Source organism: Streptomyces sp. NBC_00209, assembly GCF_045206345.1.
Classification (GTDB): Bacteria; Actinomycetota; Actinomycetes; order Streptomycetales; family Streptomycetaceae; genus Streptomyces.
In genome coordinates this window covers 523,759-545,422 of record NZ_CP108121.1, presented here as the reverse complement: position 1 = coordinate 545,422, position 21,664 = coordinate 523,759, and the positions used below count along the sequence as shown (strand labels likewise).

At 70.8% G+C, this 21,664-nt stretch carries 18 protein-coding genes, 1 tRNA gene and 2 pseudogenes; 17 read left to right on the top strand and 4 right to left on the bottom strand.

Translation table 11 applies throughout. The annotated features are described in order from the left end of the window. The first annotated feature begins 33 nt into the window (after positions 1-33). Entirely contained in the window at positions 34-1,047 is a 1,014-nt protein-coding gene (locus tag OG867_RS02450) for a bile acid:sodium symporter family protein (RefSeq protein WP_406282145.1), read from the top strand. Here the strand turns inward: OG867_RS02450 and fdhD are convergent. Then, entirely contained in the window at positions 1,044-1,880 is an 837-nt protein-coding gene (gene fdhD, locus OG867_RS02445; RefSeq protein ID WP_406282142.1) for a formate dehydrogenase accessory sulfurtransferase FdhD, read from the bottom strand. The two genes, OG867_RS02450 and fdhD, sit on opposite strands and share 4 nt — an antisense overlap. A gap of 235 nt (positions 1,881-2,115) precedes the next feature. On the opposite strand from fdhD, the gene OG867_RS02440 reads away from it, so the two are divergent. Continuing rightward, positions 2,116-3,069: a beta-ketoacyl-ACP synthase III gene (locus tag OG867_RS02440; RefSeq protein WP_406282139.1), complete on the top strand. Its 954-nt coding sequence runs from the start codon at positions 2,116-2,118 to the stop codon at positions 3,067-3,069. Positions 3,070-3,300: 231 nt separating this feature from the next. Further along, positions 3,301-4,050 carry a class I SAM-dependent methyltransferase gene (locus tag OG867_RS02435; protein WP_328903556.1) on the top strand — a complete coding sequence of 250 codons (750 nt, stop codon included), beginning with the start codon at positions 3,301-3,303 and terminating at the stop codon, positions 4,048-4,050. Positions 4,051-4,090: 40 nt separating this feature from the next. On the opposite strand, the pseudogene OG867_RS02430 reads toward OG867_RS02435, so the two are convergent. After that, positions 4,091-4,613: pseudogene (locus OG867_RS02430) on the bottom strand (transposase); the annotation flags it as partial. Positions 4,614-4,807: 194 nt separating this feature from the next. On the opposite strand from OG867_RS02430, the gene OG867_RS02425 reads away from it, so the two are divergent. The 6 genes from OG867_RS02425 to OG867_RS02400 all read left to right on the top strand — a co-directional run bounded on the left by OG867_RS02425 (position 4,808) and on the right by OG867_RS02400 (position 12,008). Continuing rightward, positions 4,808-5,989: an ROK family protein gene (locus tag OG867_RS02425; RefSeq protein WP_406282134.1), complete on the top strand. Its 1,182-nt coding sequence runs from the start codon at positions 4,808-4,810 to the stop codon at positions 5,987-5,989. Positions 5,990-6,054: 65 nt separating this feature from the next. Further along, positions 6,055-7,581 carry a sugar ABC transporter ATP-binding protein gene (locus tag OG867_RS02420; RefSeq protein WP_406282131.1) on the top strand — a complete coding sequence of 509 codons (1,527 nt, stop codon included), beginning with the start codon at positions 6,055-6,057 and terminating at the stop codon, positions 7,579-7,581. Further along, a complete protein-coding gene (locus tag OG867_RS02415) occupies positions 7,578-8,612 on the top strand; it encodes an ABC transporter permease (protein ID WP_328903559.1) in 1,035 nt (344 codons plus the stop codon). Before OG867_RS02420 ends, OG867_RS02415 begins: the two co-directional genes overlap by 4 nt. A gap of 65 nt (positions 8,613-8,677) precedes the next feature. Then, positions 8,678-9,718, top strand: coding sequence for a substrate-binding domain-containing protein (locus tag OG867_RS02410; protein WP_406282126.1), 1,041 nt, complete (start codon positions 8,678-8,680; stop codon positions 9,716-9,718). A gap of 50 nt (positions 9,719-9,768) precedes the next feature. Continuing rightward, entirely contained in the window at positions 9,769-10,983 is a 1,215-nt protein-coding gene (locus OG867_RS02405) for a Gfo/Idh/MocA family protein (RefSeq protein WP_406282123.1), read from the top strand. Positions 10,984-10,997: 14 nt separating this feature from the next. Continuing rightward, the gene (locus tag OG867_RS02400; RefSeq protein WP_406282120.1) at positions 10,998-12,008 is read left to right on the top strand and encodes a sugar phosphate isomerase/epimerase family protein; all 1,011 of its coding nucleotides are present in this window, start codon (positions 10,998-11,000) and stop codon (positions 12,006-12,008) included. A gap of 13 nt (positions 12,009-12,021) precedes the next feature. Here OG867_RS02400 and OG867_RS02395 read toward each other — a convergent pair whose 3' ends face one another. After that, positions 12,022-13,326 (bottom strand): DUF2254 domain-containing protein, encoded by a 1,305-nt coding sequence (locus OG867_RS02395; RefSeq protein WP_406282117.1) that lies wholly within the window; start codon positions 13,324-13,326, stop codon positions 12,022-12,024. Positions 13,327-13,494: 168 nt separating this feature from the next. On the opposite strand from OG867_RS02395, the gene OG867_RS02390 reads away from it, so the two are divergent. Both OG867_RS02390 and OG867_RS02385 read left to right on the top strand, forming a co-directional pair. Next, positions 13,495-13,579 (top strand) — tRNA-Leu (locus tag OG867_RS02390). 110 nt (positions 13,580-13,689) lie between these two features. Beyond that, positions 13,690-14,505: an RNA methyltransferase gene (locus OG867_RS02385; RefSeq protein WP_406290717.1), complete on the top strand. Its 816-nt coding sequence runs from the start codon at positions 13,690-13,692 to the stop codon at positions 14,503-14,505. On the opposite strand, the gene OG867_RS02380 is transcribed toward OG867_RS02385, so the two are convergent. Next, positions 14,502-16,118 (bottom strand): FAD-dependent monooxygenase, encoded by a 1,617-nt coding sequence (locus OG867_RS02380; protein WP_406282114.1) that lies wholly within the window; start codon positions 16,116-16,118, stop codon positions 14,502-14,504. The two genes, OG867_RS02385 and OG867_RS02380, sit on opposite strands and share 4 nt — an antisense overlap. Before the next feature lie 252 nt (positions 16,119-16,370). Between OG867_RS02380 and OG867_RS02375 the strand changes: the two genes are divergently transcribed. The 6 genes and pseudogenes from OG867_RS02375 to OG867_RS02350 form a co-directional block, all read left to right on the top strand. Next, a complete protein-coding gene (locus OG867_RS02375) occupies positions 16,371-16,940 on the top strand; it encodes a GNAT family N-acetyltransferase (protein WP_406282111.1) in 570 nt (189 codons plus the stop codon). A 54-nt stretch (positions 16,941-16,994) separates the two neighbouring features. Next, positions 16,995-17,663, top strand: coding sequence for a class I SAM-dependent methyltransferase (locus tag OG867_RS02370; RefSeq protein WP_328903566.1), 669 nt, complete (start codon positions 16,995-16,997; stop codon positions 17,661-17,663). Between the two features lie 372 nt (positions 17,664-18,035). Next, a complete protein-coding gene (locus tag OG867_RS02365) occupies positions 18,036-18,515 on the top strand; it encodes a hypothetical protein (protein ID WP_328903567.1) in 480 nt (159 codons plus the stop codon). Positions 18,516-18,643: 128 nt separating this feature from the next. Next, complete coding sequence (locus OG867_RS02360) at positions 18,644-19,717, top strand: MerR family transcriptional regulator (RefSeq protein WP_328903568.1); 1,074 nt, start codon at positions 18,644-18,646, stop codon at positions 19,715-19,717. Between the two features lie 44 nt (positions 19,718-19,761). Then, complete coding sequence (locus OG867_RS02355) at positions 19,762-20,415, top strand: hypothetical protein (RefSeq protein WP_328903569.1); 654 nt, start codon at positions 19,762-19,764, stop codon at positions 20,413-20,415. A 289-nt stretch (positions 20,416-20,704) separates the two neighbouring features. After that, a pseudogene (locus OG867_RS02350) lies at positions 20,705-21,640 on the top strand (IS630 family transposase); the annotation flags it as partial. Positions 21,641-21,664: the final 24 nt, after the last annotated feature.

Here is a 21,664-nt window from a genome sequence, read left to right as displayed (position 1 = left end):
CGCCCGACCCTGACCGAGAGAAACGTGGAACACATGAGCCGCCGCCGCATCCCGCAGCCGCCGTCCTGGCTGCCGGTCGACCCGTACATAGCGGCGCTGATCGGCACCGTCGTCCTCGCGGCGCTGCTGCCGGCCTCGGGCCCGGCCGCCGAGGTGGCCGGCGGGGCCTCCACGGGCGCGGTCGCGCTCCTCTTCTTCCTGTACGGGGCGCGCCTGTCCACGGCCGAGGCGCTGGACGGGCTCCGCCACTGGCGGCTCCACCTCACGGTCCTGGCCTGCACCTTCGTCGTCTTCCCGCTGCTGGGGCTGGCGAGCGCGGGCCTCGTACCGTACGTCCTGTCGCCGCAGCTGCAGAGCGGCTTCCTCTTCCTGTGCCTCGTCCCCTCGACCATCCAGTCCTCGATCGCCTTCACCTCGATCGCCCGGGGCAACGTCCCCGCCGCGATCTGCGCCGGGTCCTTCTCCTCGATCGCCGGGATCTTCCTCACCCCGCTCCTCGCCGCCGCGCTGCTCGGGGGCGGCGGGGGCGGGTTCTCCGGCGACGCCCTGCTGAAGATCGGCGTCCAGCTGCTGCTGCCGTTCGCCCTGGGCCAGCTGCTGCGCCGCCGCATCGGGGGCTTCGTCGCGTGCCACCGCAAGGTCCTCGGCCTGGTCGACCGGGGCTCGATCCTGCTCGTCGTCTACACCGCGTTCAGCGAGGGCATGGTCGCGGGCATCTGGCACCAGGTGACCCCGGCCCGGCTCGGCGCGCTCCTCGCCGCCGAAGGGGCCCTGCTCGCGCTGATGCTCACGGTGACCTGGTACGGCGCGAAGCGCCTCGGATTCGGCCGGGCGGACCGCGTCGCGATCCAGTTCGCCGGGTCCAAGAAGAGCCTGGCCTCCGGGCTGCCCATGGCCAGCGTCCTCTTCGGCGCCCAGGCGAGCCTGGCGGTGCTGCCGCTGATGCTCTTCCACCAGATGCAACTGATGGTCTGCGCGGTCATCGCCAAGCGGCGCGCCCGCGACGGTCAGGACGTGGCGACGCCGGACGCCGTGCCGGTGGGTTAGCCCGCGTCCAGCGCGATGCGGTGCTCTCCCGAGTACACGTTCATCGAGGGCCCCCGCAGGAACCCGACCAGGGTCAGGCCCGTCTCGGAGGCCAGGTCGACGGCGAGGGACGACGGCGCCGAGACGGCCGCCAGCACGGGTATCCCGGCCATCACCGCCTTCTGCGCCAGCTCGAACGAGGCCCGCCCCGACACCAGCAGGACCGACCGGGACAGCGGCAGCCGCCCGTCCGTCAGCGCCCGGCCCACCAGCTTGTCGACCGCGTTGTGCCGTCCGACGTCCTCCCGTACGTCCATCAGCTCGCCGGTCTCCGAGAACAGCGCCGCCGCGTGCAGGCCCCCGGTCCGGTCGAAGACCCGCTGGGCGGCCCGCAGGCGATCGGGGAGCGCGGCCAGCAGCGCGGGTGCCAGCAGCAGCGGGGGAGTGTCGGCGACGGGGTGCCGGGTCGTGGTGCGGACGGCGTCCAGGCTCGCCTTGCCGCACAGCCCGCAGGACGACGTGGTGTACACGTTGCGCTCCAGCGTGATGTCGGGGACCTCGACACCCGGCGCAAGGCGCACGTCCACCACGTTGTACGTGTTGACCCCGTCGGCGGTCGCGCCCGCGCAGTACACGATCGACCGCACATCGCCCTGGCCACCGATCACGCCCTCGCTGACCAGGAAGCCCGCCGCCAGCGCGAAGTCGTCGCCCGGGGTGCGCATGGTGATGGCGAGCGGTTTCCCGTTCAACCGGATCTCCAGAGGCTCCTCGGCGACGAGGGTGTCGGGACGCGTGGAGACGGCCCCGTCCCGGATGCGGATGGTGCGGCGGCGCTCGGTGACCCGTCCCATGACCGTTGAACCCGATTTCTGTAGGTGAGGGGGCCTCGGCGCGCCCCGACGCTGCCATTGTCCTGCACCGGCGATACGGCGTCGCCACCGGATGGCCGGGTCCCGGATCACCGGCGGCTGGTGTCGAGCCCTCCAAGCCGGGGCCGGTATTCCTGTGGGATCACCTGCCCCCGTACCGGGCGGTAGCGACCAAGACTGGTTGGTTCCTGACAGATGGAGCGAGGGGATCCCGTTTATGACCGGCTCACGTGTCGTGGCGCTCGGCCACTACCAGCCCGCCAAGGTGCTCACCAACCATGACCTGGCGGCCATGGTCGACACCAGTGACGAGTGGATCACCAGCCGCGTCGGCGTCAGGACCCGCCACATCGGCGGCCCCGACGAGCCGGTGGACGAGCTGGCCGCGCACGCGGCCGCCAAGGCCCTCGCCGCGGCGGGTCTCCGGCCGGCCGACATCGACCTGGTGCTGGTCGCCACCTCCACCGCCATCGACCGCTCCCCGAGCATGTCGGCCCGGGTCGCCGCCCGCCTCGGCATGGAGGCGCCCGCGGTCATGGACATCAACGTGGTCTGTTCCGGCTTCACCCACGCCCTCGCCACCGCCGACCACGCGCTGCGGGCCGGCGCCGCCACGCGCGCCCTGGTCATCGGCGCCGACAAGATGGGCGACATCGTCGACTGGACGGATCGTTCCAGCTGCGTGCTGATGGGGGACGGCGCCGGTGCGGCCGTCGTCGTCGCCGACGACACCCCCGGTTCGGGGCGCCCCGGCATCGGACCGGTGCTCTGGGGGTCGGTCCCCGCCATGGGGGACGCCGTCCGCATCGAGGGGACGCCGCCGCGCTTCGCGCAGGAGGGCCAGTCCGTCTACCGCTGGGCCACCACCCAGCTGCCGCCCATCGCCCGCAAGGTGTGCGAGAAGGCGGGCCTCACCCCGGAGGACCTGGCCGCCGTCGTCCTCCACCAGGCCAACCTCCGGATCATCGAGCCCGTCGCCCGGAAGATCGGCGCGGTCAACGCCGTCGTCGCGCGCGACGTGGTCGACTCCGGCAACACCTCCGCCGCCTCCATCCCCATGGCCCTGTCCAAGCTGGTCGAACGGGGCGAGATCCCCAGCGGGGCGCCGGTCCTCCTCTTCGGCTTCGGCGGCAACCTCAGCTACGCGGGACAGGTGATCAGCTGCCCGTGAACCCTGGGGCGCGTATCGAGTCGTGATCAACGTGACTGCTTGAGCCCCGAGGTGCCCGCCGGCGTGGGGGGAGAGGCACGTCACGTCGAGCTCCTGGCCGGGACGTAGAGCATCGCCGTGCTTCTCGGGGTGCCACCGTTGAGCCGAGTAGGAGCCCGGTGGCGCACCCTCATCTCGACAGTGGAGAAAGCGCGTTGACGTTGCTCGGACGGTGGTCGATCATCGCTGCTTATGCTTCAAAGTGAGATTTGGAACGACCAGGCCGCTCAGAGCTATGACACCCCTGGGACCGGCATGTTCGCATCGGAGGTGCTGGAGCCAACGATCGACCGCCTGGTGGAGCTCACCAGGGGCGGACGGGCGCTGGAGTTCGCCATCGGGACCGGGCGGGTGGCAGTGCCACTCGCGGATCGCGGAGTCTCGGTCAGTGGCATCGAACTGTCGAAGCCGATGCTCGATCAGCTCCGCACCAAAGCAGACGACGCGGCCATCCCGGTCGTCGTCGGCGACATGGCCACTGCGCGAGTCCCGGGCGAGTTCCAGCTCGTCTACCTCGTCTACAACGGCATCTCGGTCTTGCTCACGCAGGCTGAGCAGGTTGCCTGTTTCCGAAATGCCGCACGCCACCTCTCGCCGGGCGGGCGGTTCGTCGTCGAGCTGTGGGTCCCCGAGCTTCGCACGTTGCCGCCAGGTCAGCAGGGCGTGGTCTTCGGGTCGGCGCCGGGCTATATCGGGCTCGACACCTACGATGTCCTGCGCCAGCAGGTCGTTTCGCACCACTTCGGGTTCGACGCCGACAGTGGGCGTGACGCCCGTCTGTTCCGCAGCCCACACCGATACGTCTGGCCGGCTGAACTCGACCTGATGGCCGAGCTGGCTGGAATGACGCTGGAGTCCAGGCACGCCGACTGGACGGGAGAGGAATTCACCGCAGAGTCGCGCTCCCATGTCTCCGTCTACAGGACAGCCGGCTCGCTCTGACCGGGTAAGTCTCCGATGACGGCGGCTCGTGACTGTCAGGTCACCCGCGTGTATCGAGCTGTACTCGCTGGGTGGTGAGGTCGAGGTCTTTGATCCAGATCATCGAAGCACGCGGGTGCAGGCCGGCGAGATGGCTGCCGGGGGTCTTGTCATACCGAGTGGCGACGCCCCGCCATGCCTTGAGCTTGTTGGTCGGGCGCTCGACGGTGTTCCTCTCTTCGTAGAGGCCGGCATCGTGACCGACGGGTCGACCGCCTTTGGAGCCCTTCTTCTTCCGGTTGGCGGCTTGGTCCCTCCTCTCCGGTATGACCGCTTGGGTGCCGCGTTGCCGCAGATGGGCCCGGTTTCCGTATGCGGAGTAGGCGTTGTCCCCAGCGACCGCGTCCGGCCGGGTGAGGGGTGGCCCAGGGGTCCGCGGACCCCTGTCTTCCCCAGCACGGGATGAACTGCGGGCTGTCTGCGGCCTGCCCCGCGATGAGGGCGAATGCCGGCGGGCGACACCTGCTGTCGGCAGCGAGGTGGACCTTGCTGGTCAGCCCACCCAGGGCCTGTCTGCCCCTTCCCGTCTGCCGCGCGGCCGCCCTGGGGGCGACGACGGCAGTTGACGACAGGCCCCGACAGCCTCGTCTTTGTCCTCGGAGTGGAGAAAGTTCGCCGGATTCCTGCGTGACTTCTTCCCAGTCCCGGCAACCGCTGCTACGTTCCCCTCCCAAGCCCGACGGACAGGCCGACGAGGCGGGAGGGGCGCGTGAGACGTATGACGGCACGACCCGCGAACGCCCACCAGGCGCGACTGCTCAAGCTGTTGCGCGACGGTGGGCCCAACTCCCGGGCGAAGCTGGGCGATCAGGTCGACCTCTCCCGGTCCAAGCTGGCCGTCGAGGTCGACCGGCTGCTGGAGACCGGACTCGTCGTCGCCGACGGGCTCGCCGCATCCCGGGGCGGCCGCCGCTCGCACAACATCCGGCTCGCCCCGCACCTGCGCTTCCTCGGCGTCGACATCGGCGCCACCTCCGTCGACGTGGCGGTCACCAACGCGGAGCTGGAGGTCCTGGGCCACCTCAACCACCCCATGGACGTACGCGAAGGGCCCGTCGCGGTCTTCGAACAGGTGCTGTCCATGGCGGCGAAGCTCCGGGACTCCGGGCTGGCCGACAGCTTCGACGGAGCCGGGATCGGCGTCCCAGGACCGGTCCGCTTCCCCGAGGGCGTCCCCGTCGCACCCCCGATCATGCCCGGCTGGGACGGCTTCCCGGTCCGCGAGGCGCTCAGCCAGGAGCTGGGCTGCCCGGTCATGGTCGACAACGACGTGAACCTGATGGCCCTGGGGGAGCAGCAGGCGGGCGTCGCCCGTTCCGTCGGCGACTTCCTCTGCGTCAAGATCGGTACGGGCATCGGCTGCGGCATCGTCGTCGGCGGCACCGTCCACCGGGGCGCGACGGGCAGCGCCGGCGACATCGGCCACATCCAGGTCGAACCCGGGGGCCGGCTCTGCGCCTGCGGCAACCGGGGCTGCCTGGAGGCCCACTTCAGCGGCGCCGCCCTGGCCCGCGACGCCGAGGACGCGGCCCGCGCCGGACGGTCCGAGGAGCTCGCGGCCCGGCTGGAGGCGTCCGGTCGGCTCACCGCCGCGGACGTGGCCGCCGCCGCGGCCGCCGGGGACGCCACCTCACTCGTCCTCATCCGCGAGGGCGGCAACCGCGTCGGCCAGGTCATCGCCGGCCTCGTCAGCTTCTTCAACCCCGCCCTGGTGGTGATCGGCGGCGGGGTGACCGGACTCGGCCACACCCTGCTGGCCGCCGTCCGGGCCCAGGTCTACCGGCGCTCCCTGCCGCTGGCCACCGGCAACCTACCGATCGTCCTGGGCGAGCTGGGACCCGCCGCCGGAGTCACCGGTGCGGCCAGGCTCATCAGCGACCACCTGTTCTCACCCGCCTGACCCGCCCGGCCGGTTCGCCCGGCCGGCCCCACACACCCACACCTCGTCCGCCGAGGGGATTCGTCATGGCTCCGCAACCACCGCTGCTCACCATGTCCGGCATCACCAAGTCCTTCCCCGGTGTCCGCGCCCTCGACGGCGTCGACCTGGAGGTCCAGGCCGGCGAAGTCCACTGCCTCCTCGGCCAGAACGGGGCCGGCAAGTCCACCCTCATCAAGGTCCTCGCCGGCGCCCACCAGCCCGACGACGGCGAGATCACCTGGCGCGGCGCGCCCGCCGAACTCAGGTCCCCGCTGGCCGCGATGCGCCTCGGCATCGCCACGATCTACCAGGAACTCGACCTGGTCCGGGGCCTGTCGGTCGCCGAGAACATCTTCCTGGGCCACGAGTTCACCAGCGCCGGCTTCGTCGTCCGCTCCCGCCGCGCCCGCACCGAGGCCGCCGCGCTGCTGGCCCGGCTCGGACACCCGGAGATCGACCCGGCCCGCCCGGTCGGCGAACTCTCCGCCGCCCAGCAACAGATCGTGTCCATGGCCCGGGCGCTCTCGCACGACGTACGCCTCATCGTGATGGACGAGCCGTCCGCCGCGCTCGACCCCGACGAGGTCGGCAACCTCTTCCGGATCATCGCCTCGCTGACCGCCGAGGGAGTCGCCGTCGTCTACATCTCGCACCGGCTGGAGGAGATCCGCCGCATCGGCGACCGGGTGACGGTGCTCAAGGACGGCCGGGCCGTCGCCGCCGGGCTGCCGGCCGAGACCACCCCGACGCACGACATCGTGGCGCTGATGACGGGCCGCAAGGTGGAGTACGTCTTCCCGCCCCGCACCCCGCCGCCCCCCGGACGCGCCGAGTCCGCCCCCGTGCTCACCGTCGAAGGGCTGGCCAGGGAAGGGGAGTTCGCCCCGGTCGACCTGGAGGTGCGGCCGGGCGAGATCGTCGGCCTCGCCGGGCTCGTCGGGTCCGGGCGCTCCGAGATCCTGGAGACGGTCTACGGCGCTCGCCGCGCCACCGCGGGCCGGGTCACCGTCGACGGGAAGGCGCTGCGGCCCGGGAGCGTGCGCTCCGCCGTCGCCGCCGGCATCGGCCTCGCCCCCGAGGAGCGCAAGGCCCAGGCCCTGCTGATGCTCGAATCCGTCACCCGTAACGTCTCGCTTTCCACCATGTCCCGCTACTCCAGGGCCGGTTGGCTGGACCGCGGCGCGGAGCGCGGGGCGGCGCGTGAGTCCACCCGGATCCTGTCGCTGCACCCCGACAACCCGGACGCCCCCGTCCGCAACCTCTCCGGCGGCAACCAGCAGAAGGCGGTCCTGGCCCGCTGGCTGCTGCGCGGCTGCCGGGTGCTGCTGCTGGACGAACCGACCCGCGGTGTCGACGTCGGCGCCCGCGCCGAGCTCTACGCCGTGATCCGCGGACTGGCCGACGAAGGGCTGGCCGTCCTGCTCGTCTCCAGCGAAGTGCCCGAAGTCCTGGGCCTCGCCGACCGGGTGCTCGTCCTGCGCGAGGGGCGTGTGGTGCACACCGCCGACGCCACGGACCTGGACGAGCACCGCGTACTCGACCTCGTGATGGAAGGGAGCCCGACGTCATGACCCACCCCGTTCCCACGGCGCGGCAGAGCGGGCCGGACCAGGGCCCCGCCCCCGTGACCCTGAAGAAGTACGGACCCCCGCGCGCCCTCGGGCGGCGCCTGGACCTGCACACCCTGTCCCTGCTCGGCATCCTCGCCGTACTGGTGGCCGTCGGCGGATTCACCGAGCCCGACGCCTTCCTGGACACCGGCAACCTCCAACTCGTCCTGACCCAGGCATCGGTGATCGGTGTCGTCACCGTCGGCGTGACCTTCGTCATCACCTCGGCCGGTATCGACCTCTCGGTCGGCGCCATGGTCGCCCTGGCCTCCGTCTGGGCGAGCACCCTCGCCACCCAGGAGTACGGGCTCGCGGGCATCCTGTTCACCGCCGTGCTCGTCGGCCTCGGCGCCGGACTGGTCAACGGGGTGCTCATCGCGTACGGGAGGGTGGTGCCGTTCATCGCGACGCTGGCGATGCTCGCCTCGGCGCGCGGGGTCGCCCTCATGATCACCGACGGCAGGACCCAGATGGTCACCGTCGACGCGGTCCTGGACCTGGGCCTGCCCGACTCCTACGTCCTCGGCATCCCGCCGCTCGTCCTGATCTTCGCCGCGGTCACCGTCGCCGGCTGGCTGCTGCTGAACCGTACGACCTTCGGCCGCCGCACCGTCGCCATCGGCGGCAACGCCGAAGCGGCCCGGCTCGCCGGCATCGACGTCCGCAGGCAGCGGCTCTACCTCTATCTGCTGTCCGGGCTGTGCTGCGGCATCGCGGCCTTCATGCTGATCATCCTGTCCGGCTCCGGCCAGAACACCGCCGGCAACCTCTACGAACTCGACGCCATCGCCGCCGCGATCATCGGCGGCACCCTCCTCAGCGGCGGACGCGGCACCATCACCGGCTCCGTCCTCGGCGTCCTGATCTTCACCACGATCACCAACATCTTCGCGCTCAACAACCTGCAGAGCGACGTCCAGCAGATCGCCAAGGGCGCGATCATCGTCGCCGCCGTCCTCGTCCAGAGCCGCACCGCCCGCACCGATACCTGACCCGCCCCGGCCCGTCCACACCCCGCACACCCACACCCACCCACCGGATGAAGGGTTCCACAGCCATGCCGCAAACCAGTCGCAGAGGGCTCCTGTTCGGCACCGCAGCCGTCTCCGCCGGCGCTCTCCTCACCGCCTGCACCAGCAACGACCCCAAGGAGAAGGACGCCCCCGCGCAGAGCGGGGCGCCCGCCGCCGACAACAAGCCGGGCAAGCCCGTCACCATCGGCTTCGCCGGACCGCAGGCCGACCACGGCTGGCTCAACGCCATCAACGAGAACGCCAGGTCCCAGGCGAAGAAGTACTCCGAAGTCACCCTGGAAACCACCGAGGGCTCCAACGACACCGCCGCCCAGATCGGCCAGGTCAAGACCCTCATCAACAAGAAGGTCGACGTCCTGGTCGTCCTGCCCGCCGACGGCAAGGCCCTCACCCAGGTCGGCCTGGAAGCCATGCGTGCGGGCATCCCCGTCATCAACCTCGACCGCGTCTTCGCCTCCCCGCAGGCGTACCGCTGCTGGATCGGCGGCGACAACTACGGCATGGGCCTCAACGCCGGCACGTACATCGGCGAACAGCTCAAGGACAAGAAGAACGCCAAGGTGGTCGAACTCGCCGGGATCGACAACCTGGAACTCACCAAGCAGCGCAGCAAGGGCTTCGCCGACGCGCTCAAGAACTACCCCAACATCGAACTGGTGGCCCGTCAGGCGGCCGACTTCACGGTGGAGTCGGGCCAGGCGAAGATGGCACAGCTCCTCCAGGCGCAGAAGAAGTTCGACGCCCTGTGGAACCACGACGACGACCAGGGCGTCGGTGCGCTCCGCGCGATCCAGCAGGCCGGGCGCGACGAGTTCCTGATGGTCGGCGGCGCGGGAGCCAAGTCCGCCATGGACGCCATCAAGGCCGACAACAGCGTCCTGAAGGCCACCGTCCTCTATCCGCCGACCATGGCCGCGTCCGCCATCGACCTGGCCCGCGCCCTCGGCCAGTCCAAGGGCGTGTCCGGCCTCTCCGAGCTGGAGATCCCCACCAGCCTCACCCTGTACTCCGCCGTCGTCACCAAGGACAACGTCGACCAGTACCTGCCGACGGGCTTCAACTGACCAGTCGCTCCACCGCACGTGCCGAACCACCGACGAGGAGGAAGCCCCGGATGGCCCAGAGGGATCAGACGCAGCAGGAGACGGCAGCGCCGCCGACGCTCGGGATCGGCATGGTCGGATACGCGTTCATGGGCGCCGCCCACTCCCAGGGGTGGCGCACCGCCGGACACGTCTTCGACCTGCCGACGCGGCCGGTCCTCGCCGCGCTCTGCGGCCGCGACCGCACGGCGGTCGAGGCCGCGGCCGGCCGGCACGGCTGGGCCGCCGCCGAGACCGACTGGCGCGCCCTGATCGCCCGCGACGACGTGCAGCTGGTCGACATCTGCACCCCCGGCGACAGCCACGCGGAGATCGCCGTCGCCGCCCTGGAGGCCGGCAAGCACGTCCTCTGCGAGAAGCCGCTCGCCAACACCGTGGCCGAGGCGGAGGCCATGACGGCGGCGGCCGGGCGCGCCGCCGCCCGGGGCCTGTCCGCCTTCGTCGGCTTCAACTACCGCCGAGTGCCCGCCCTCGCCCACGCCCGCCGGCTCATCGCGGAGGGCCGCCTCGGTGCCCTGCGCCATGTCCGCGCCGTCTACCTCCAGGACTGGCTGACCGACCCCGCGTCCCCGCTCACCTGGCGCCTCGACAAGGACCGCGCGGGCTCCGGCGCGCTCGGCGACCTCGGGGCCCATGTGGTGGACCTGACGCAGTACCTCGCGGGGGAGCCGCTGGTCGCGGTGTCGGCGCTGACCGAGACCTTCGTACGCGAACGGCCCCGGCCCGCCGGACCGTCCGCAGGGATCGGTGGCGGGGCGGCGGCCGGGGACACCGGCCCGGTCACCGTGGACGACGCCGCCGCCTTCACCGGCCGGCTCGCCTCCGGCGCCCTGGCGTCCATCGAGGTGACCCGGATGGCGGCCGGCCGCAAGAACGCCCTGCGCCTGGAGATCAACGGGGAGCGGGGCTCGCTCGCCTTCGACCTGGAACGCCTCAACGAACTGTCCTTCCACGACCACACCGAACCCGCCGCCACGGCCGGCTTCCGGCGCGTCCTCGTCACCGAGCCCGAGCACCCCTACCTGGAGGCGTGGTGGCCGCCGGGCCACACCCTCGGCTACGAGCACACCTTCGTCCACCAGGCCCGGGACGTGGTGTGCGCCCTCGCGGGCGCGGGCGCCCCGCCCGTCCCGTCGTTCGCGGACGGCCTCCAGGTGCAGCGTGTGCTGGCCGCGGTGGAGGAGAGCGCCGCGAAGAACTCCGTCCTCACCCCCGTAACCCTCTAGGAGGTCCCGCCCCCATGCCCCGTCCCTTCACGCTCTTCACCGGCCAGTGGGCCGACCTCCCCCTGGAGGAGGTCTGCCGGTACGCCCGCGACTTCGGGTACGACGGCCTCGAACTCGCCTGCTGGGGCGACCACTTCGAGGTGGACAAAGCCCTCGCCGACCCCGCCTATCTGGACGGCCGCCGGGCCCTGCTCGACCAATACGGCCTGAAGTGCTGGGCGGTCTCCAACCACCTGGTGGGCCAGGCCGTCTGCGACCACCCCATCGACGAAAGGCACCAGGGCATCCTGCCCGCCCGCATCTGGGGCGACGGCGAGCCCGAGGGGGTGCGCCGCCGGGCCGCCGCCGAGATGGCGGACACCGCGCGGGCGGCCGCCGCCTTCGGCGTGGACACCGTCATCGGCTTCACCGGCTCGTCCATCTGGCACCTGGTCGCGATGTTCCCGCCGGTCCCGCCGCACATGATCGAGCGCGGCTACGAGGACTTCGCGGAACGCTGGAACCCGGTCCTGGACGTCTTCGACGCGGAGGGCGTGCGCTTCGCCCACGAGGTGCACCCCAGCGAGATCGCGTACGACTACTGGACCACGCACCGCGCGCTGGAGGCGGTGGACCACCGGCCGGCCTTCGGCCTGAACTTCGACCCGAGCCACTTCGTCTGGCAGGACCTGGACCCGGTCGGCTTCCTGTACGACTTCCGGGACCGGATCTACCACGTGGACTGCAAGGAGGCCCGCACACGCCTCGACGGCCGCAACGGCCGCCTCGGCTCCCATCTGCCCTGGGGCGACCCCCGCCGGGGCTGGGACTTCGTCTCCGCCGGCCACGGCGACGTGCCCTGGGAGGACGTGTTCCGCATGCTGCGGTCCATCGGCTACGAGGGCCCGGTCTCGGTCGAGTGGGAGGACGCCGGCATGGACCGGCTGGCGGGCGCACCGGAGGCGCTGGCGTCCCTGAAGCGGTACGACTTCGACCCGCCGAGCGCGTCCTTCGACGCGGCGTTCGGCGGCAAGGACAAGGACTGAGGGACCGGACCGCTCAGCCGATGCCCTGCCGGTCGGGCAGCAGCGAGAACGCCCGCTCGGCGGCGTCCGGCACCGCGTGCTCCACCGCCTGTACGGTGAGCGCGCGGTGGCGGACGAGCGGCCCCCGCCGGTCCGGCCCGGCCAGCGGCATCAGGTCGTCGATCCCGGCGAGCAGCCGCCGCGTCACCTGCGGGACGCCCGCCGCGCACCGGCGCACCTCCTCGAAGCCCAGGTCCACCAGGTCCTCCCACGACGGCACCTCCTGGACCAGCCGGACCGCGCCCTTCCGGTCGCGGTGGTGCACGGTGCCCAGCGGCAGCCGCACCGCCGCCGCCAGGAACTGCACGATCCGGTCCAGGCACTGCACGGCCGTCGTCGGGTCGTTCGTCGCGGCGGACAGCGCCCGCAGCGCGATGTCCGACAGCTGGCGCAGCCCGAACGCCAGGTCCTGGTGCAGGGTGCGCTCGACGCCCACCGAGACCGTGTACCGCAGGGCGTGCCGGGTCGGCGCCGCCCCGCCGTGCACGGCGAGCACCGGCGTCCCCGGCACCACGAAGTCCCCGAGCCGGGGGATCAGCCGGAGCACCACGCCCTGGCGCCGGGCGGCCCGGACCAGCCGGGCCACATTGACGTCGCGGAGGACCCCGGCCCGTCCCTCGTACAGGATCTGCCCGGTCTCGTCGGGCAGCGCCTCCCCGCCCGGGCGGCCGGCGGGCATCCGGCCCAGCACCCGGAAGGTGTCCCGGGTGATGTGGTCGAGGACGGGCCCGATCTGCATCAGGCGCAGCGTGGAGCTCACGTACGCGATGAAGAGGAGCAGGCTCAGCCCGACGAGCAGGGCGGTCAGCACGCTCTGCACGAACGGCAGCGAGGTGACCCGGCGCGGGTCGGTCTCGCTCTCGTACGAGCTGAGGACCAGCAGCGAGAACACGAACGTCGCGAGGAACACCGACAGGGTCAGTTTGCTGATCCGGCTCCGTACGAAGATCCGCACCACCCGGGGCGTGAGCTGGCCGCTCGCCATCTGCACCGCGACCAGCGAGATGCTGAAGACCACACCGATGAAGGTCATCATCGCCGAGCTGACCGTGACGACGATCTGCTTGGTGTCCTCGGCGACCTTCACCAGGTCCTGGATCTCCTCGTACGCCTGCTCGTCGCGCAGGTACGAGACGATCTGCTCGTCCAGGGCCGAGGCGGCGAACCAGAGCACGCACGCGACGACGAGCGTCAGGGCCGGGGCGAACCAGAAGGTCTCGCGCAGATGCTCGCGCAGCGGCGACAGCGCGCGGGGAGGACGGGAGCCGCGATCACTCATGGTGGCGAACGTAACCCGCCCCGCCGGCGAAATGGCTCTGCGGCACCCCGGCACCGCACTGACCAGCGCAATGTCCACCGGCAGGCCCCCCGATATCCAGGTGTAAGGCACCCCAAACCCCTGGTATTGTTTTCTTTGTCGCCGCGGGAAACCGGGGCGGATCACCTGGTCCGGGTGGCGGAATGGCAGACGCGCTAGCTTGAGGTGCTAGTGCCCTTTATCGGGCGTGGGGGTTCAAGTCCCCCCTCGGACACTCATCCAGTTCCCACGGTTCATCGCGAACCGTGGGAATTTCTGGTTTCCGGGGCGGCCCCGCGCCGCGGCCGGAGGAGCCGATCACCCCTTGGAGGACCCCCGGTGGCTGTGCAGCGGATCACGACCCGCAACGCCCGCTTTCAGCAGTTCCAGACGCTGCTCACCAACCGGACCAAGCGCGGCCGCGCCCGCGAGTTCATCGTCCAGGGCGTCCGGCCGATCACCATGGCCGTCGAGCACGGCTGGACGGTCCGCTCCCTCCTGTACGACGCGAGCCGCCCGCTCTCCCGCTGGGCGGAGGAGCTGGTGCGCGGGATCACCACGGAACGCATCGCCATGGCCCCCGACCTGCTCGCGGAGCTGAGCGAGAAGGCGGAGGGCGCCCCGGAGGTCCTGGCCGTGGTCGAGATGGAGCCGGACGACCTGTCCCGGATCCGGGTGGACGAGGACTTCCTCGGCCTCGTATTCGACCGCCCGACGCAGCCCGGCAACATCGGCAGCATCGTCCGCTCCGCCGACTCATTCGGCGCCCGCGGACTCATCGTGACGGGGCACGCGGCCGACCCGTACGACCCGAAGGCGGTCCGTGCGACGACCGGCTCCTTCTTCGCCCTCCCCGTCGTCCGCACCCCCTCGCACCGCGAGGTCGGCGCGTGGCTGGACGCGGAGCGCGACCGGGGGCGCCCCGTGGTCGTCGTCGGCACCGACGAGGACGGCGAGTGCGACGCCTCGGAATTCGACCTCACCCAGCCCGTCCTGCTGCTCATCGGCAACGAGACGACGGGCCTCAGCACGGCCTGGCGCGACCGCTGCGACCACGTCATCAGCATCCCGATGACAGGCTCGGCCAGCTCGCTCAACGCGTCGAACGCGGCCTCGATCGTGCTGTACGAGGCGCGGCGGCAGCGGCTGGCGAAGCGCTAAGCATCCGCGCCTCGGGCGGACAGCGCGGCGAGATAGCGCGGCAGCGCGTTGGACGCGAGGGACAACGGGAAGCGCGCGCCCAGCTGCCCGTCCGGGCGTACGACGAAACCGGTCGGCCCGTCCGGCCGGTAGAGCCGCGCGAACTCGCCGCCCGTGTCGCGGTAGCCGGGCGCCTCCGCCGGCGCGTCGCCCGCCACGACGGTGACGGTGTCCATGCCGCCCACCTCCGCCGCTTCGACGCCCTGCGGCGCGTACCGCAGCAGCACATGGCCCGTCCGGCCCCGCAGTACGTCGAGCAGCCGCAGCGGGTACGCCGCCACCGGGTGCGTCAGACCGGCGCAGTCCGGGGCGCGGTCGCCGGGCTGCGGGGCGTCGGCGGGCCCGTAGGGGGTGCCGGACAGCGGTCCGTCCCGGTAACCGACGAGCAGCTGGGCCTCGCGGAGCAGCACGGTCTCCAGATCGTCCGCGTCGTTCCCGACGCCCCGGGTGGCATGCCGGACGGTCCGCCCGACCACCTCCTCACCCACCGGGCGCCGCTCCGCGTCGTAGCTGGTCAGCAGCGCGGGACCGGCCTCGCCGCGTACCACGAGGGCGAGCTTCCAGGCCAGGTTGCAGGCGTCCTGGATGCCTGTGTTCATGCCCTGCGCGCCGGTCGGCGGATGGATGTGGGCGGCGTCGCCCGCGACGAAGACCCGGCCCTCGCCGTACCGGTCCACGATCCGGTGGCTGATCCGGAAGACGGACGACCAGCGCATCCGCGACAGGACCGCCGGCCTCGGCGCCAGGCGGTCGACCACGGCCTGGATGTCCGAGAGCGCCGGCGTACGCCCGCCCTCCAGCCCGTGCGCCACCTCTCCGCCGTCCGCCGGACCGGTGGAGAGCGCGGGCGGCACCAGCATGGACATCCGGTAGCGGCCCGTGCCCGGCAACGGGATGCAGACCAGCAGATCGTCCGTGGACCCGTCGGCCGCGGTGTGACTGGCGCGTACTCCGTACCCGTACGGCAGGTCCCAGTCGGCCTCGACATCGGCCAGCATGTACTCCTCGCCGAACGCCCCGCCCTCGAACGAGAGCCCGAGCCCCTTGCGCACGGCGCTGTGCGCACCGTCGCAGCCGACCAGATATCCGGCCCGCACCTCTTCGGTCCCGCCGGAGGCCGTACGCAGCCGCGCCGTCACCCCGCCCGCGTCCTGGTCGAAGCCCTCCAGCTCGGTCCCGCGCTCGATGACCGTGCCGAGGCCGGCGACGTACTCCTCCAGGATGCGCTCGGTCTCGTACTGCGGAAGCGAGGCGAAGCCGTACGGCACCTCGGGCGGAAGCGCGAGCTCGATCCGGGCCACCTCGGCCCCGTCGACGTGGATGAGCTGCCCGTACATCGGCGCCGCCGCCGCCAGCACGGCCCCGGCCAGCCCCATCCGGTCCCAGAGCTCCAGCGTGCGCGGCTGGATGCCCACCGCCTTCGCGTACGGAAGACGGCCCGGGAGCCGGTCGACGAGCCTGCACGCCACCCCGCGCCGCCGAAGCTCCGCCGCGACGCTCAGCCCGACGGGCCCGGCGCCGATGATCAGCACATCGGTGCCGGTGGAGTGCTCACTGCTGCGCGTATGAGCCACGGATGCCTCCTGGTGCCTTGTCCCGTGGGGTCCCCGTACTCATGGTCGCGCGGCGGGGGGTGGGCGGCGAGCGGACGGAACGGCCCGGTGCGGAACGGGCGACCGAGTCCGTCGGCATGGCTCGCGGTGCTCGGTTCGGCCCGACGGGAATTCGGTTGCCGACTCACGCCCATGAGGCGATGATCTCCGACGTGAACACGACACTCTGCAGCCTCCGACCGCACACCATCACGCCTGCAGAGGATCGCGATCTTGACCTACACACTTCGCACGTACACACCGGCTGACGAGACCTCCTGGCTGCGCTGCCGGGTTCTCGCCTTCCTGGACACGGCTTTCTACGACTCCGTCGTCCCCGCCAAGCCGGTCATCGCGGCGCCCGGCCTGGAACTCGTCGTGGTCGACGGGACCGGCTCGGTGGCGGCCCTCATGGACACCGGCATCGAGGGCGACGCGGCGACCATCGACACCGTCGCTGTCCACCCCGACCACCGGCGCCGCGGCCTGGGACGGCAACTGCTGGACCGGACCCGCGACTGGGCCCGCTCGGCCGGAGCGACCACGCTGGACGCCTGGACAAGGGACGACGTGAACACCCTGGCCTGGTACCACGCGATGGGCTTCGACGAGAGCGACCACTACCTGCACGTCTACGCCAACCACTACTCCGACCCGTCCGAGCCCACCCGTGCCATCACGGAACAACGGCCCGGGATCCACCCCGTCGTGATCTTCGGCCACGCCCCGCTCGCGGACGAACGGCAGCTGAGGAGTGAGTTCGCCAGGGTCCATGTGGACCGGCGCTTCGCCCAGCGCCTCTGACGGAACGCGTGAGCGCTGTCCCGTGCGTGGGGGCGCTGTGGCAGGGTCGGGGCCATGCCCTTCGATCACAACGACCACTACCACCGCTTGCTGCTGCGCCAAGTACCGCGCGACTGCGGGGCGGCGCTGGACGTGGGGTGCGGGACCGGTCGGTTCGCGCGGCGGCTCGCCCGCCTGGGCATGACGGTCGACGCGGTCGACCCGTCGGAGGAGGCCATCGCAGAGGCCCGCGCCCTCTCCGGCGGGGCGGCCGGCGACCGGAGTCCGCGTTTCCGGCACGCGGATGTGACCGAACTCGCCCTGCCCCAGGGACACTACGGCTTCATCTCGTGCCTCGCGAGCATCCACCACATGCCGTTCGCAACCGTCGCCGCGTTGCGTGACGCGCTCGCGCCCGGCGGCGTCCTGGTGATCCTGGGGTGCTACCCGGAACGGACCCGCCTCGACTGGGCCTGGAGCCTGGCAGCCGTGCCGGCCAACGCCGGCGTCAGGCTGGCGATCGGAGCGAAGGACCGGCTCCGCCCCGCCGCGACTCGCGGGAAAAAGGTGAGTGCGCCGGTGCGGCAGCCGACCATGTCCCTGCCCGAGATCCGCCGGGAAGCGGCGGCACTGCTGCCCGGGTGCAGCATCCGCAGACTGCTCTTCTGGCGCTACCTGCTCGTCTTCCGCGTAGCGCCTGACGGGCCGTCGGCCGTCAGTGGGACGAGTGCGTCTCGACCTTGAACATGCCGAAGTCCTGACGGTCGTCGAACTCCGGGTACCCAGGTTGTCCGTCCGGGACTATGAGGACCGTGGTCGCCCGCACGAACTCGCCCGGCCGCGGGTCCGGTTCGTTCACTAAGTGGTCGGGTTTGGAAGTCCTTCGGGGGTTGACGCTGAGGGAGCTCCCGTGCCAGGTGGTGGCGTGGAACCCGGCTGAAGAGCGAGTTTGTGGGCGGCCACTTCGAATTCCCCACGTACGGCCATCGGCCGCCTTACGTTCCGTGATGACTTCTTGATCGAGATGTTGCCGGTGCAGCCAACGTCGGGACGTATCGTTTCGGTCTTCGCGCTGCCCAAATGAGACCAGCAGCGCAGCACCTTGGGAGTACCGCTGTGAGTTCTGCCGTGCCCGTTGACGGGCGTTCCGACTTCGACTTCATCTTCGGCAGCTGGCAGGTACGCAACCGCAAGCTGGTGGACGTCACGGACCCCGGCTGCGAGGAGTGGATCGAGTTCGACGCCACGGCGACAGCGGAACCGATCCTGGGCGGTCTGGGGCATGTCGACCGCATCTGGACCGATTCCTTCGAGGGGTTTACGCTGCGGCAGTTCGACCCCGAGGCCAAGGTGTGGCGGATCTGGTGGGCCTCCAACGGCCGGCCGGGGCACCTGGACCCGTATGTGGAGGGCTCTTTCACCGACGGTGTCGGTCAGTTCTTCTGCGACGATGTGCTCGGCGGCCACGAGGTCAAGGTTCGTTTCAAGTGGACCACCCATACCCCGGGCACCCCGCGCTGGGACCAGGCATTCTCTTACGACGGGGGAACCACCTGGCGCACCAACTGGATCATGGACCTCACCCGGACCGCATAGGCTACTCATCACGCCCCGTAGCCATCCGCGGTCAGGTAGCTCCCCGTAACTGGCCGCACATGGGGAATTCCAACTGGCCACTGTCACGAGTTGACCTTCAAGTTGGATGAAGGTCAACAATCGGGTCCATGGACGGCAGCACGGAACTACTGAGCATCAGCGCCTTCGCGCGGCGAGTCGGCCTTGCTCCGAGCGCCCTGCGCTTTTACGACGACAGCCGCGTTCTGCGGCCGGCGAGGGTCGATGGGGCGACCGGATACCGCTTCTACAGCCCCGCGCAGGAGGCCCGTGCCGTTCTCCTGCGCGGTCTGCGCGAAGCGGGGCTGCCGCTGGCCGAAGTCACCGTGGTGCTCGACGGGCCCGAACACGCGGGCCGAGAGGTACTGGAACGGCACTTGGAGAGAATGCGGGACCAGACGCAGACCGCCAAGGCAGCCGTCGCGGTGGCTCTGCAATCCCTCTCGACTGCAAGCAGTTCGACGGAAGTGCGCATCGACGGCGTGGAGCTCGCCAGTGCGGTACGCCAGGTGGTGCCGGCCGCAGCTTCCGACGGGGAGCATCCTGCGCTTGACTGCGTCCTCATCGAGATCGATGACGGCGAAGTTCGTCTGGTAGCCACCGATCGCTATCGCCTGTCGATGCGCGTCTTGAAACCGGCGGCACTCGATGGAGGGCCCTGCCACCTGCTGATGCACACGGCTGACCTGATCGAGTTCGGTCAATGGGTGGCGCGAGTCCACCAAGTCACCCTCCAGGTCGGACCGGACGGCACCCGAGCACGCAGTGCGACACAGTCCCGCGTCCTGGCGACGGTCGATGCCGAGTTCCCTTCCTACCGAGAGATGCTTTCGGCTCTGCCCTCGACCGAATACCGCGTGATCGTGGATCGCCTGGCCCTTCGCGACGCGGTCAATAGCCGCGGCGACGCCGCACGGATCGCTGTGAGCTTCGCCGGCGACGAGCTGGTCGTCTCTCTGGCCGATCGCTCCCATGCCGCCACCCTGCCTGCGATCTGCCACGAAGATCTGCCCCAGTTGATCGGATTCGACCCTGCCGTCCTTGCTCCTGCTCTGGAAGCCAGCGTCGGGCCCGATGTCCTGCTGGAGATCTCCGCCGCAGACCGTCCCGTTGTGGTGCGTTCCGCGGACCAGGGCAGCTTCACCACGCTGGTCATGCCGGTGGCCCTCAACACCTCCAGCTGACTCCGTCCGCGCAACAAGGCACCCCCATCACCCCAAGGAGAGCCGTGACCGACCCCCAGAACGTCGTCGTGCAGCTGTGCGTGCAGGGCATGCAGGCCGAGACCGAAGGACGGGATGCCCAAGCACGGGACCTGTTCCTCCAAGCCTGGGACACAGCCGAGGACGACTACGACGCCTGCGTCGCCGCGCACTACCTCGCCCGGCACCAGCCGACCCCGCAGGAGACCCTGCACTGGAACCAGGAATGTCTGAACCGGGCCGACAAGGTCGGCGACGACCGTGTCCGCGGCTTCTACGCCTCACTTCACGGCAACATGGCCCGAGCCCACCGGGACCTGGGCCAGATCGGCCAGGCCCGCGAGCACTTCGAGGCCGCGGCCAAGCACATCGACGCGGTCCCGGCCGGCCCCCACCAGCAATGGCTCCGCTACCGCATCGCTGCAGGACTGCGCGCCACCACCCGGCCCGCGCCACAGCAGCACGAGGACCCGGTCAGCGAACTCCTCACCCAGCTCTGCGCACGCACGGACCTCGAAGCCCTGAGTCTGCTGCTGCCTCCGTACATGGGCAGCCTCGGCACACCCGAGGACGACGAACGCATCACCACCGCCCTGCGCATGCTCCACGCCGAACGTCGCCTTCCCGACGAGGAGCAGACCGCACTCAGCCACGCGATCGAAGTCCGGTCCGCCGCGTGAGCGCCCCCGATCCTCGGTGACACATGAGACGCACGCGTAGGCAGCCGGCTGCCTGCCTCGGTGCTGACGAACCTTCAACGATCACGATGGGCCGCCGTCATGCGTGCCGGTCCCTGCCTGCTCTTCCTGTCTCCTTCAAGATCCAGTGAAGTGGCAGGAAGAACGGAGGAACAGTCGAAAACGCTCGGCCCCATCGGCCTGCCGCAGGCCCCAGGGAGACCGGCACTTGTCCAGATGCGACGCTGTGGCGGTGGTGCTGACCGCCGCCGAGCGCCACCGGCTCAAGAAGATGGCTTACGGCCACAAGACTCCACATCAAGCCCGGCAACGTGCCTCAGTCGTCCTTCTTGCTGCCCGTGGCCGCGGTAATGCCAGGATCGCCGCCGAGACCCACCTGCACGAGGACACGGTCCGGACCTGGCGCGGCCGGTTCGCCCATGGCGGTCTACCAGCCCTGGCCGACCGCAAACGGTCCGGACGCCCTGCCCGGTTCACACCTGTACAGGTCGCTGAGGCCAAGGCACTGGCCTGCCAACTCCCCGCCGAGAGCGGCATCCCGCTCTCCCGCTGGTCGTGTCCTGAGCTGGCCGCCGAGCTCACCGCGCGCGGCATCACCACGACCGTCTCCGCGTCCACGGTGCGCCGTTGGCTGCGCGAAGACACGCTCAAACCCTGGCAGTACCAGTCCTGGATCTTCATCACCGACCCCGACTTCCGGCCCAAGGCCCAGCGGGTCCTGGATCTTTACGCCCGTTCCTTCGAGGGCGAGCTGCTGGGCGCGGACGAGTACGTCATCTCCGCCGATGAGAAGACCTCCGTCCAGGCCCGCTGTCGTTGCCATCCGACCTTGGCCCCCGGCCAAGCCAGAGCGATGCGCGTCAATCACACCTACAAGCGCGGCGGCGCGCTGGCCTACCTGGCCGCCTACGACGTCCACGAAGCAGAGGTCTTCGGCCGCTGCGAGCCGACCACCGGGATCGTGCCGTTCATGAACCTGGTCGAGCAGGTCATGACCGCCGAGCCCTACGCCAGGGCGAAACGCGTGTTCTGGATCGTCGACAACGGGTCCTCACACCGCGGGAAGAAATCCATCGACCGCCTGGCCGCCAAGTTCCCGAACGCGATCATGGTCCACACCCCCGTCCACGCCTCCTGGCTAAACCAGATAGAGATCTTCTTCTCCATCGTGCAGCGCAAGGTCGTGGCACCCAACGACTTCACGAACCTCGACCAAGTACGCAACCGGCTC